Annotated in this window: 8 protein-coding genes; 4 read left to right on the forward strand and 4 right to left on the reverse strand. The window is 39.5% G+C overall.

Annotated elements, in window-relative coordinates; all coding sequences use genetic code 11:
- Window positions 1–13 precede the first annotated feature (13 nt).
- Window positions 14–3,700: a methionine synthase gene (gene metH, locus AC1M9J_RS04010; protein WP_481951939.1), complete on the reverse strand. Its 3,687-nt coding sequence runs from the start codon at window positions 3,698–3,700 to the stop codon at window positions 14–16.
- 458 nt (window positions 3,701–4,158) lie between these two features.
- On the opposite strand from metH, the gene AC1M9J_RS04015 reads away from it, so the two are divergent.
- Window positions 4,159–5,781 (forward strand): inorganic phosphate transporter, encoded by a 1,623-nt coding sequence (locus AC1M9J_RS04015; protein ID WP_481951940.1) that lies wholly within the window; start codon window positions 4,159–4,161, stop codon window positions 5,779–5,781.
- Window positions 5,782–5,855: 74 nt separating this feature from the next.
- Here AC1M9J_RS04015 and AC1M9J_RS04020 read toward each other — a convergent pair whose 3' ends face one another.
- The 3 genes from AC1M9J_RS04020 to AC1M9J_RS04030 all read right to left on the reverse strand — a co-directional run bounded on the left by AC1M9J_RS04020 (window position 5,856) and on the right by AC1M9J_RS04030 (window position 9,284).
- Window positions 5,856–7,397, reverse strand: a complete 1,542-nt coding sequence (locus AC1M9J_RS04020) for a hypothetical protein (protein ID WP_481951941.1) — start codon at window positions 7,395–7,397, stop codon at window positions 5,856–5,858.
- A 159-nt stretch (window positions 7,398–7,556) separates the two neighbouring features.
- Window positions 7,557–8,510 (reverse strand): ABC transporter substrate-binding protein, encoded by a 954-nt coding sequence (locus AC1M9J_RS04025; RefSeq protein ID WP_481951942.1) that lies wholly within the window; start codon window positions 8,508–8,510, stop codon window positions 7,557–7,559.
- 156 nt (window positions 8,511–8,666) lie between these two features.
- Window positions 8,667–9,284: a rhomboid family intramembrane serine protease gene (locus tag AC1M9J_RS04030; protein WP_481951943.1), complete on the reverse strand. Its 618-nt coding sequence runs from the start codon at window positions 9,282–9,284 to the stop codon at window positions 8,667–8,669.
- Window positions 9,285–9,443: 159 nt separating this feature from the next.
- On the opposite strand from AC1M9J_RS04030, the gene nfuA reads away from it, so the two are divergent.
- The 3 genes from nfuA (at window position 9,444) to AC1M9J_RS04045 (ending at window position 13,906) form a co-directional block, all read left to right on the forward strand.
- Window positions 9,444–10,082, forward strand: a complete 639-nt coding sequence (nfuA, locus tag AC1M9J_RS04035; protein WP_035269609.1) for a Fe-S biogenesis protein NfuA — start codon at window positions 9,444–9,446, stop codon at window positions 10,080–10,082.
- Between the two features lie 223 nt (window positions 10,083–10,305).
- On the forward strand, window positions 10,306–12,564 hold the full coding sequence (locus AC1M9J_RS04040) for a TonB-dependent receptor domain-containing protein (RefSeq protein WP_481595813.1): 2,259 nt from the start codon (window positions 10,306–10,308) through the stop codon (window positions 12,562–12,564).
- Between the two features lie 70 nt (window positions 12,565–12,634).
- On the forward strand, window positions 12,635–13,906 hold the full coding sequence (locus tag AC1M9J_RS04045) for a class I SAM-dependent methyltransferase (protein WP_481951944.1): 1,272 nt from the start codon (window positions 12,635–12,637) through the stop codon (window positions 13,904–13,906).
- Window positions 13,907–13,912 lie beyond the last annotated feature (6 nt).

The raw sequence follows: 13,912 nt of genomic DNA on the forward strand, positions 1-13,912 counted from the left end.
GCTAGGGGGATTCTTAAGAAATCGAATCATCCAAATTCGGTGCTAACCAACGTTTCGCCTCATCTAACGTCCAACCTTTACGCTTCGCATAATCTTCCAACTGATCGCCAGAGATTTTACCCACGTTAAAGTATTCAGTTTCAGGGTTTGCATAGTAGAAACCGCTCACAGATGAAGGTGGCCACATTGCAAAGCTACTTGTTAAGTAAGTTCCGATCTTATCAGTCGTACCTAACCAATCAAACAAAGGCGCTTTTTCAGAATGTTCAGGACAAGCAGGGTAGCCCGGTGCAGGACGAATACCCACATACTTCTCTTTAATCAATTCTTCATTAGAAAGCTGTTCATCAGCTTGGTAGCCCCAGAACTCTTTACGAATACGTTGGTGCAAGTGTTCAGCAAATGCTTCTGCAAAACGGTCACCCAAGGCTTGAACCATAATCGCGTTATAGTCATCACCTTTAGCTTTGTATTCTTGCGAAAGCTCTTCCGCACCAAAGATCGATACAGTGAAACCACCCAAATAATCTTGCGCCACGTCTTTCGGCGCAACAAAGTCAGCCAGTGAGAAATTCGCTTTACCTGTGACTTTGTCAGACTGCTGACGAATATGCTCAAAGGTATGCGTCACATTGCCATTTTCATCCGTTACCGCAACAGTATCCGCTGCAACACGGTTGGCAGGGTAAAGACTAAAAGTAGCGCGCGCATCGAAACGTTTATTTTCGATAATGTCTTTGAGCATTGCTTGTGCTTGTTCAAACAAATCACGTGCGGCTTCACCGACGACTTCATCTTCAAGGATTTTCGGGAATTTACCCGCCAAACTCCAAGAAATAAAGAATGGTGTCCAGTCAAAATACTCAACCAAAGTTTCTAATGGATAGTTGGTGAAAGTTTCAGAACCAATGAAGTTTGGTTTTACTGGCGCATGCTTTTCAAAGTCAATTTTGAAGCCATTTTCAACCGATTCAGCATAAGAAAGTTTTGCTGCTTTCGGTTGTTTGTTGGCAAGACGCGTACGGATTTTTTCATAATCCGCCGCATAATCCGCTGCCAATTGTGGCTTCATATCAGCAGATAAAAGTTGTGTTGCAACACCGACTGCACGAGAGGCATCAGCAGTGTAGTACACGCCATCATTGTGATATTGCGGCGCAATTTTCACGGCAGTATGCGCTTTCGATGTTGTTGCACCACCAATCATCAATGGAATGTTAAAACCTTTACGTTGCATTTCTTTCGCAACAAAGACCATTTCATCCAAAGATGGTGTGATCAAACCTGATAAACCGATGATATCAACTTTCTCATCAATCGCAGTTTGTAAGATTTTCTCACACGGTACCATCACGCCAAGGTCAACGATGTCATAACCGTTACAGCCAAGTACCACACCCACGATGTTTTTACCGATGTCGTGTACGTCGCCTTTAACAGTAGCAAGCAAGATTTTACCTTTGGCTTCGCCTTGGGTTTTTTCTGCTTCAATAAATGGGTTCAACCAAGCCACGGCTTGTTTCATCACACGTGCAGATTTCACCACCTGAGGTAGGAACATTTTGCCGGCACCGAACAAGTCGCCCACCACGTTCATCCCTGCCATGAGTGGACCTTCGATCACATCAAGTGGACGAGCTGATTTTAAACGTGCTTCTTCAGTATCTTCATCGATATAAGTCGTAATACCTTTAACTAACGCGTATTCAAGACGTTTTTCTACAGGTTCATTACGCCATTCAAGGTTTTCTTCAGCCTTTTGCGCACCCGCTTGACCACGATATTTTTCCGCAACAGCGAGTAATTTTTCAGTCGCTTCTTGACCGCTTGCGCCTTGGTTACGGTTCAGTACCACATCTTCAACAGCTTCTTTTAGCTCAGCATCGATATCATCATAAATCGCAAGCTGACCTGCGTTGACGATCCCCATGGTTAAACCTTGTTGAATGCCGTGATATAAGAACACCGCATGGATCGCTTCACGAACAGGTTCGTTACCACGGAATGAGAACGATACGTTTGAGATCCCGCCTGACACCATCGCGTTTGGAAGGTTTTGTTTAATCCAACCGGTTGCTTCAATGAAGTCCACACCGTAGTTGTTGTGTTCTTCAATACCTGTTGCGACCGCAAACACGTTCGGGTCAAAAATAATATCTTCAGATGGGAAACCCACTTCGTTGACTAAGACATCATAAGAACGCTTACAGATTTCTTTTTTACGTTCAGCAGTATCCGCCTGACCGTTTTCATCAAACGCCATGACAATCACTGCCGCACCGTATTGACGGCATAGACGAGCACGTTCTACAAACTCGTCATAACCTTCTTTTAAGGAAATTGAGTTAACAACCGCTTTACCTTGTACGCATTTTAAACCTGCTTCGATGATTTCCCATTTCGAAGAATCGAGCATGATTGGCACGCGAGAGATATCAGGTTCAGATGCGATCAGATTCAGGAAATGCACCATCGCTTCTTGCGAATCGAGCATACCTTCATCCATGTTGATGTCGATGATCTGTGCACCGGCTTCAACTTGTTGACGAGCAACATCTAAAGCTTCGGTGAAGTTACCTTCTTTAATTAAACGAAGGAATTTTTTAGAACCTGTGACGTTGGTACGTTCGCCGACGTTGACGAATAATGAATCTTTGGTGATGTTGAATGGCTCTAAACCACTTAAACGACATGCAGGTTCAATTTCAGGAATTTGACGCGGCGCAATACCTTCAACTGCTTGCGCAATCGCACGAATATGATCCGGCGTCGTACCACAACAACCACCCGTAATGTTAATTAAGCCACTTTCAGCAAATTCTTTAATAAATGCTGCAGTTTCTTCAGGAGTTTCATCATAACCACCGAAGGCATTTGGTAAGCCAGCGTTTGGATGCGCTGAAACAAAAGTATCCGCAACGTCAGACACGGTTTTGACGTGTGGACGCATCGCATCTGCACCCAGTGCACAGTTAAAGCCAATCGATAAAGGCTCTGCATGGCGCATTGAGTTCCAGAATGCTTCTGCGGTTTGACCTGTGAGTGTACGGCCAGATGCATCGGTAATGGTGCCCGAAATCATAATTGGCAGTTCGTAACCAATTTCTTTAAACACTTCTTTCACTGCAAAGATGGCAGCTTTGGCATTTAGGGTATCGAAGACCGTTTCAATCAAGATGATATCTGCACCACCTTCAATCAATGCCTGAGTCGCTTCTATATAGTTAACTTTTAACTCATCAAAGGTGATGTTACGGAATGCCGGATCATTTACATTTGGTGAAATTGAAGTGGTACGTGACGTTGGTCCTAATACGCCCGCGACAAAACGTGGCTTTTCAGGTGTTGAGTATTTTTTACATGCTTCTTTGGCAATTCGAGCTGCTTCACGGTTAATCTCAGGAACTAAATCTTCCATATGGTAGTCAGACATTGAAACACGCGTTCCATTGAACGAGTTGGTTTCAATAATATCTGCACCAGCTTCAAGATAAGCTTCATGAATGCCTTGAATAATCTGTGGCTGAGTTAGAACCAATAAGTCGTTATTACCCTTAAGGTCGTAGGCCCAATCCTCAAAACGTTCACCACGGTAATCAGCTTCTTCCAATTTGTGGCGTTGGATCATGGTACCCATTGCACCATCAATAATCAGGATACGTTTGGCAAGAAGCGCTTTTAAGGTGGCGAGGGTAGACATCAAATGACTCTCACAAAAATCTGCACAAATAATGGTGCAATATTTTAGCAGAGTTACGTCCACTTTTCTGATAAATAAAAATTTATGAACCTATTCCCAAAAAATTAAGGATGAATTTCATCCATCGACTACGATGATCAACCTATCAAAACTGAAACTGTCTATATTTCATCATGTTGTCATAATCTAATGTAATAATAACTGCCGTTGTAACAAATGTGACAGTGATGTCATCTTTATTTCATCTATTTAATTACCGATTGAAATAAAGATTAAAGACGAGGCTTTTGTATTAACTATCTGATTATTATTGATAAATTTTGAATATTGGTTGTTTTTAAAGTTTAATTTTCTTAAATAAGTGTCGTTTGGATGACTTATATGACAGCTCTTTGTCATATAATTGTAATAATTAAATTGAACAATAGAGGGGATATTTATCCTCTTTCTCTGCTTGCATGAATTCTAATCAAACTCCAGTTTCAGATTCAGCACAATCGTCAACGCCTATGCAGTCGACGAATGTTCACGTGCCAACGCCGAAATTCTTTATGCCAGTGTTCCTTACACTGATTGTTTCAACCTTGATTTACATTGGTTTTCAGTTGGCTGCTGATTTATCTCATGTGCCTGCTTTAAATCTTTATGCTGTGATCATGTTGGCCACGGCATTGTTTATCGCATTGGGTTTCGAGTTCGTTAACGGTTTCCATGACACGGCCAATGCTGTGGCAACAGTTATTTATACCAACGCTTTATCTGCACCTGTCGCTGTAATGTGGGCAGGCTTCTGTAACTTCCTTGGCGTAATGGTCGCAAGTGGTGCAGTTGCCTACGGTATTATCGCGCTATTGCCTGTTGAATTGATTATGAACGTCGGTTCAGGTGCTGGTTTTGCCATGGTCTTTGCCATGTTGATTGCCGCAATCGTATGGAACTTAGGAACTTGGTTCCTCGGTATCCCTGCTTCTAGCTCTCATACACTGATCGGTTCGATTTTAGGTGTGGGCATCATGAACTACATCTTAAACGCAGGTAATGGTGCGTCAGGTGTAGACATGGAACAGGTGATGAAAGTGGGTAAAGCACTTTTATTCTCACCATTAATCGGTTTTGCATTTGCGGCTGTATTGTTCTTATTGGTTAAAAAAATCTTTAAGAAACAAGTGGAATTATTCCAACCACCAGAAGGGAATAAACCGCCGCCGCCACTTATTCGTGCCATTTTGATTTTCACGTGTACCGGTGTAAGTTTTGCACACGGCTCAAATGATGGTCAAAAAGGTATGGGTCTGATTATGTTGATTCTGATCGGGATCGTGCCATTGGCTTACTCTTTAAACAAGAGTCTAGATCAACAACATATCCAAACATTTGGTCAGTTATCTGCTCAAACTGCTGATTTGATTTATCCAAATCACCAAGATATTCCAGATGAAAAAGCACGTCAAATTATCACGTCATATATCCAAACCAAAGAAATCACACCTGAAGTTGTGCCAGCTTTGGCAAGCTTGACGGATCATTTAGGTGAAAAAGTAGGAAGCTACACATCCATTAAAGATGTTCCTGAAGATCAAGTGGCTGAATTCCGTAATGATATGTACCTCAGCACGACTGCATTCAAGCGTTTAGATAAAGCAGAAGCTTTACCTGCCATGACTGAAGAGCAAGAAAAAACAGTGGACAACTACCGTGATAACTTAGATTCATTCCTTCAATACATTCCAACATGGGTGAAAGTTGCGACTGCATTGGCATTAGGTCTAGGGACGATGGTAGGCTGGAAACGTATTGTTGTTACCGTTGGTGAGCGTATTGGTAAACAACACATGACTTATGGTCAGGGGATGTCTGCAGAGTTAGTTGCAATGTCAACGATTGCTGCTGCTGATGGCTTTGGTATGCCAGTGTCAACAACACATGTTTTAAACTCTGCTGTAGCAGGTACGATGGTTGCGAATAAGTCGGGCTTAAACTTCCAAATGGTTCGCACAATCTTATCAGCGTGGATTTTCACACTGCCAGCAACAATCTGTTTGTCAGGTGGTTTATTCTGGTTGTTCCTCCAGTTCACCTGATTGAATTCAATACTTAAAGACTAAAAAAGCGCTGAACAATCAGCGCTTTTTTTATGATCAATTGTTTATGACACTTATTTTTGGAATTTAGACCAAAGTTTTTTCAAGGGGAGTTTTTCCTCAGCAAAACCATATAATGCGGCAAATGGTAGGGCGGTGCGTGCGAGATATGCTACACGCCATAATCCACCATGATTAGCACCATGCATGATTAAGTCTAATGGATGATTGAGGGCGATGTCAGGATTGGCAACCGACTGTGGGTTTCTCAAATCATGAATCCACAACGCAGCCATAATCGCATTGGTCGTCGCGGGTTCAAATGCTTCAACATCAAACAAATTGGCACCATTGAAAGCAGCTTTTAATAATGGGTTTTTGGTTACCGAATGTGTAGTGGTCGATGGAGCAATATTAATGCTGACACGTTGACCTTGTGACCGTGCTAACGTAGCGCGCCATTGTTGAATCCTTTTCGCCAACGCATAATTTGGACCTTGTTCTACCACAAGACAGTCGCAGATCCCATACTGTTTATCATGACATTGGAATAAGCGTTCTTCGTTTTGTTTGAAAAAATAATCACGAGAGACAGTCGAAATACTCTTGGACAGAATATTTTCAAGTTTAGAGCGTGATTTAAACTTATCTAATCCACCTTGAATCACTTCCTGTGGTACAGCGTAGACGTCAGTGGGCGTACACATATACATTAAACTGGTATTGGATTTTTGTTGGCTGACATGTTGCATAATGGTGTCCATCGCCATAGAAACACGAACGTGCTTTTCGCCATCTAAATAGGCAATCGCGGCAAGATCTAAGTCTTGATCAAACTGGGTGAGCCAATGTGCAATCTCAGGGGTATCTGTTAATAAGTTAACGCCTAAACGCTCTGCAGCTGCACGTATTGATGAAGATGAATCTATTGATTCGACACTTGGAGCGTATAAGGTCGCATTGCCTTGCAGAACAGTATTCAAAATCTTTGTCCATACTCGCTCATGATTTAAATCAAGCGCCACGATATTGGCTTTCCATTTCGCCAGCCAAGGTAAAGGCCCTGCTTCAGAAGCTGCACCAAACAGCACCATTGTTCGATCCGAAAGGTCAAACCACTCTGGATGCTGCACACACGCTTGTAGTGCCTGAGCATGTGATGCTTCTATAATACCTCGGTCTAACCAAAGTTGAATTTGCTCGAGTAGGGCTTGACCTTCTAAATTTTTACCCTGATAAGGTACAAACCATTGCGGCTCAGCAGTAGAGTTTCCTTGAAGTGTGTAGGTATTTAAATCTTTTGATTTAAGATTCATCACTTCATTCAATGCGTGTGTATGTTGATCACGTTGAAAACTAAACTCTTCATAAGCTTGTTGAAGTCCATCTTGAGCGATGCGCAGCGCAGCTTCAGGTGATGAGAGCCCACATTCTACCAACCGTTTAAAATGAATCGGATAGGATTTTCGCCAATTCTTTTCATTGATAACTGCATCAGCGTATTCTGGCTGAATCTGTTGTAATGCCGCACTGACGATGCGTTGGCCTGATTTTGAACTGCTGGGTTTAGAGGACGTGTTAGAGGAAAATTGTAAACCATCAGGTTGATTAGACATGCAAAAAATCTCAAAAAAAAATGAATAAATTCGCGGATGCCTACATTATCCTGACAAAATTAATGATCTAGGTGGCATTAATTACCAGATATTGATTGAATTATTACGAGATATTTCTAAAAAAAAGAAGCCGAAGACTTCCTTTATAAACAAAATCAATTATTTAGTATTTTTTATACCATTGATCAATTCTTCTAACATAAATGCAGTGTTATCTAAGCCAGCGCCCGTTAAATACCAGGCATCGGCATCAACAAAGATGACACGATTCTCTTTGACTGCTTGACTATTCTTGAGTAATGGATGTGATTGAATATGTTGTTTCGCAGCATAGTTTTGCGTGTTTACAGCACCACGGTCTAACACAATGATGAAATCAGGATTTTGTTTTATTGCTTGTACTAGACGCTCTAAATTGCGTTGCGCGGCAGCAAGAGCTTCTGGTGAGTTTGGAGCAGGTCGAGCACTTGAGGCTTGAGGTGCTGCAGTCGGCACCACTGACTTTAAGCCAGAAATATCATAGGTAAATCCAAATCTTTCATTCTTTGCATGCGGTATAAAATTATCACCCATGGCAAAAAGCATCAGGCCGGATTTGCCTTTAGTGAGTTGTTTAAGTTGTGCTTGAAGGGCATAGACATGATCTAATTTAGATTGTGCGAGTTGTTCCTTATTAAACATTTTTGCTAAAAAAAGTGTGCGATTTTTCAGGTCTTGATTGAAGTTTTGAGTATCAGGCCAGAGGTTGATTGCAGGTGCAATTTTTTTGACCTCATTTAATTTTGCAGCAGAACGCCCGCCGACAATGATGAGATCTGGCTTTTGTTCTTTTAATAAGGTTTGGTTGGGTTCAAATAAAGATCCAGCTTTTACATATTGTTTGTCATTAAATTTTTTCAAAGCACCAACAAAAGTAGTTTCGGGTACGATTGATGCTTGAATACCTAAAGCATTCAGTGTATCCAACGCGGATAGTTCGTAAACAGCCAGCTTCTGTGGCGTATTTTGAAGTTGAATAGTTTGATCTTGATAAGTGAATTGAACAGGTTGAGCATATGAAACAAAGGCGCTGAATGAAAGAATGAGTGCCAATGGAAGTTTAATGTAAGTCATATCAATACCTCGTGGTTTGATAAAAGCTTAACATGAATATATAAATGATAATCATTATCATTGTTGAGTTTGTGTTTTTGATTTATTTAACAGCATCAATTTTGAATTTAAGGGTATTTGTGCGGAGTGTTTTAACCCTCCGCAATGATCAAAGGATTAGAAAGGTAGTTGAAGCAACTTGCTGAAGAAATGTGGAATAATTTGAGGTTCAATCAATATCGTAACTACGACACCGTAGGCTGCACCCCATAAATGTGCGCTATGGTTGATGTTACTGTTTCCACGTTTACCTGACCAAATACTATAAGCAACATAAAGCACGGCAAAAATAATGGCTGGAACAGGAATAAAAAAGACAAATATCAGTTTCCAGGGCTGAAATAAAATATAAGCAAACAAGACTGCTGACACTGCTCCAGAAGCCCCTAGACTTGCCCAGCGGTGATCATTTTTATGTTTTAAATAGCTTGGAATAATTGTCGCGATTAAACCGCCTAAATAGAACAGAACAAATCCGAGTTCATATAAGTATTGTCGATAAAAACTCTCAATTACACTTCCAAAGAAAAAGAGTGTGATCATATTGAACAGTAGATGTGTTCCATCTGCATGTATAAAACCATGCGTGATAAATCGATCGTATTGACGTTTCTGCATGGCTGGAGGCCAAAAAATCAAACGATTCATAATATTTTGATTGGAAAATGCAACCAGTGAAATGGCAACCGTAATTAAAACGATGGTGACAGTATGATTAAAAGGTAAATCAAGCATATGGATAAGATTGAATAAATTGCTTTAATTCTGTTCATCATGCCATTTTTTTAAATTTAATTGTTATTAATATAATAATTCTGACAAATTTAGTTGAATTTTAAATATTACCCCCGATCTTCAGTTAAAATAGAGTCTTCAGCTTGAGGAAAAATTGTTATGTCGACTGAGAACACCAGCACTGCAGTTGCTGAAGAAATTCCAAATTTATTAATTACACCAACTGCGCAAGAGTATTTGTTTGAACTGTTAGAGAAGCAAAATACTCCTGGTATCGCGGTACGTGTTTTCGTAGAACATCCGGGTACACCACGTGCTGAATGCTGCATGGCGTATAGTGCACCAGATGAAGTCGTTCCAACCGACTATAAACAAGAATATCCAAAATTTGCTGCATATATTGATACACCATCAATCCCATACTTATTGGATGCAGTGATTGATTACAACAAAGATCGCTTTGGTGGTCAGTTAACTTTCCGTGCACCTAACTCGAAAGTGCCACGTGTAGGTCCAGATGCATCGATTGAAGAACGTATAACCTATGTATTACAGTCAGAAATTAACCCTGGTTTAGCAGGGCATGGTGGAAACTGTGCATTGGTTGAAGTGGTTGAAGATGCTGAGCATGGTTTAACAGCGGTCTTGAAATTTGGTGGTGGCTGTCAAGGGTGTTCAGCAATTGATGTGACACTTAAACAAGGTGTTGAAGTTACGCTAAAACAGCATATCCCAGAGTTACAACGTGTTGTGGACCAGACAGACCACAGCCAATCAGAAGGCGCTTATATGAAATAAGTTGCCTTTAAATTTACAAAAGTTGATTTGAAAAGCTCCCATTAAAAGGGGGCTTTTTTTTTATGAAAACTGAACAAAATGAGTAATATCAATAAAATTGAAATGTAAAAACAAAACTATAAATGAGAATAGTTATCATAATCTATTGCAAAGTGATTATCATTTGTTACAATGCGACACAATTCGAACAAGATCTCTCCACACATTCTTTGGTAATTACACAATGCAAAAGACATTTTTAAAATCTAAGTTAGCGTTTGCTGTCTTAACCACCATGTCGGTTTCAAGTTTTGCACAAGAGCAAATTGGTCAAGATACTAATGCAAAACAAGATACAACTAAGTTAAAAACAATTGTCGTAACTTCAGCGAGTGGTTATGAGCAAAATATAGCGGATGCTGCTGCTACGATTTCAGTGATTACTGCCGAAGAATTAGAAAAGAAATCTTATAGTGATGTAACTGATGCATTGAAAAATGTTCCAGGTGTATTTGTACAAGGCGGTGGAACGAACCAGACGATCTCCATTCGGGGTATGGGATCAGCTTATACCCTATTTTTAGTAGATGGACGTCCAATGAATGATGGTAGTCTTTTAACAACAAATGGGGGGGTTCAAGGAGCATCAGTAAACTTCTTACCGCCAATAGAATCGATTGAACGTATTGAAGTGATTCGAGGCCCGTCATCCTCTCTATATGGTTCTGATGCAATGGGTGGTGTAATTAACATCATTACTAAAAAGCATCAAGATCGTTTGACTGCAAGTATTCGAACAGAATATATCAAAGCTGGTAAATCGAATGACGTTAACAACGACGCAACCAATACCAGCTTGTATGTAAATGCACCATTAATTGATAAGCTTCTTTCGGTTCAAGTTACAGCTGGTCTTCAAACGATTGAAGAAAGTTCATTACAAAAAAATACAGCCGAAACAGGTGAGAGTGAACCAGATTTTCAAAAAACAAATCTAGGTACAAAGTTTGTTTTTACACCAGATGAAAAAAACACACTCACTGCTGAATATGTAAGAACTCAACAAGAGCGTACACACAACCCAGGTAAAAGTTATACCCAGTATGTTTCAGTAACGGGTCCTAAAGTTGATATTGATGGTAAAGATTTCGTTCTATCTAATGGAAATTATTATCCAGCATATAATACGAATAATCGTAATGATGATGGTGAGCTAATCTATCGTTCAGATGTCGTACCGAATACAGGGACTTACTCAGAATTAGAAAAAAATAATTTTAGCCTTACTCATGATGGTGAGTACGGCAATCTAAAACTCACTTCTTACTTGCAATATGATAAAGATAAAAATAATGCAATTACAGGGCGTACTGTGGGTAAAGTTCAAAATCCAGGGGGGATTTTATTTGAGACTATCACAGCCAATACACAAGGAACGTACTTTTTCGAAGATCATAGTCTGACCATTGGCGGGCGATATTTAAAAGAAAATCTTGAGGATGGTACAAGTAACCAAAATGCAGCGATGGCTGGTAAAGTCACTAAAATGGATCGATATCAATGGTCAATTTTTGCAGAAGATACTTGGAATGTCAGTGATAAGTTAGCACTAACCTTAAGTGGTCGTTTCGATGAAAATGAGTTTTTTGGTGATAATTTCAGTCCAAAGGCATATGCAGTTTATAAAGCTACAGACAACGTGACTTTAAAAGGAGGTGTAATTTCAGGCTATAAAGCGCCGAGCTTACGTAATTCTTCTCCAGATTACATGCTGAACTCAATGGGCGGGGCAATTATGCCAAACCCAAATTTAAAGCCAGAAACCAGTTTAACGTATGAAACAGGTTTTGCATTCACTCATCCTGAATTGGGTTTATCTGCAAGTCTTATGGTCTATCAAACTGACTTTAACGATAAAATTACTCGATCTGGTCGTTTAGATGGTAGTCGACTTCCCCCAAAAAATGACGGTGAGCCGCCTTACACTCAATCTGAAATTAATGATTTCGTTGATAGCAGTGCTTTCTATCAGTCCAACCCTAATCTGCCATATAACGCAAATGGTTATACACTCAACTATAACATTGATAAAGCCGAAATTAGAGGGCTTGAACTGACCACAGATTACAACATTACAGATTACTTAAAATATAGACACTCTTATACATTCACAGATAGTGAGCAAAAATCTGGACAGTATGAAGGTAAACCATTGAATAATTTGCCTAAACATATGTTTAATGCAGGCTTAGATTGGGACTTTAATGATCAATTGTATTTATGGACTCAATTGAATTATCGTGGCAAAACAGTGGGTGATACCGATGGAGATAAAACACCAGCTTATACATTTGTAGATGTTGGAGCTGTGTATAAGTATAGTGACCAATTCCAGCTATCTACTGGTGTATATAATGTTGCAAACAAAAATGTACTGAAAGATGGAAATGATTGGGTGCTTGATGGTCGACGTTACAGCTTTGCCTTGAATTATAAGTTTTAATGTCTTGTGCTTGGAGTGAGAGCGAGAATCTCACTCCAAGCTTTGAATAGTCGAGTTTAGAAGGAAAATAATGAAGCGCGTCGATGGCTATGTGGTTGACACTATCTATCCTATGTTTTTTTATCCAGAGATGCAGCCAATTTGGCTGAGTACAATCAGCCAATTTCAAGGTTATATAGCGCCAGATATATCTCAAAATTTTCGATATTTAGAGTTAGGTTGTGGTTGTGGTCTTAACTTGATTGTGGCAGCAATTGCAAATCCGCACGCTGAGTTTGTCGGAGTGGATTTTAATGACAAACACATACAACGAGCTACAGAGCTTGCTCAATCCTTACAGTTAAGCAATATAAGATTCTTAAATATAGACTTTGAAAAATTTAACAAAAATAATAATGAAGTGTTTGATTTCATTGTCTGTCATGGAGTGTATTCTTGGGTTTCTGAACACAATCAATATTTTATTAGGCAGATTCTAGATAAATCTTTAAAGGACCAAGGGCTATTCTATTTACACTATATGTGCTTTCCTGGATCCGCTACTTTACAGCCTATTCAAAAAATCTTTAACTTGGTTGATAATAATACTTCTCAGCAATCTGCTCAAAGTATTGAATTGTCTACAGCACTAGTGAGTGAATTAAATCGGAGAGGCGCTTTTATTGGATATGACAAAATACAAGGAATTGTGAATACATTAAAAAATGATACCAATTATCTCGCTCACGATCTTTTAACTGATTATTGGCAACCCCTTTATAGTGTAGATGTACATGAGATTTTAAAGATCGAAGCTGATCTATCATATATTGGGAGTGCAGTTCCAACTGAAAACTTAGATTCGCTTAGCATTCCAATCGACTTGCAACAGTTGATATCAGATGTGAATATTTCGAATACAAAAGAGTATCTAAAAGATATTGCTCGGGATTCAAAGCAGCGTATGGATTTGTTTCAAAAAAAATCAGTGAATTACCGTTTTGAAGACCATTTAGGAATTTTACATAAGATTAGATTAGATCTTATTCTTAACAATGAGCGATTGGATAATATTAATTTAAAAACATCAATTGGCCCAATTCAAGCTCCGAAGGAGGTGATCAGTGCCATTATTGAAAGTTTAAGAACAGGTTCTAAAACTTTTCAACAGTTACATCACCTTCCTTGTTTTCAGCAAAATTTAAAACTACTTGTTGAGAGTATTTTTTTATTGATGAATTGCCATTATATCTACCCTATAAGCGAGCATAGAAAATCAAAGGACCTACGTAAAATAGAACGTCTCAATTCATGGCTGAGTGAGCATCAAATTGAGATTCAAATACCGACGACATATTTCTGATAAACC

Source organism: Acinetobacter sp. ANC_7588, assembly GCF_056783995.1.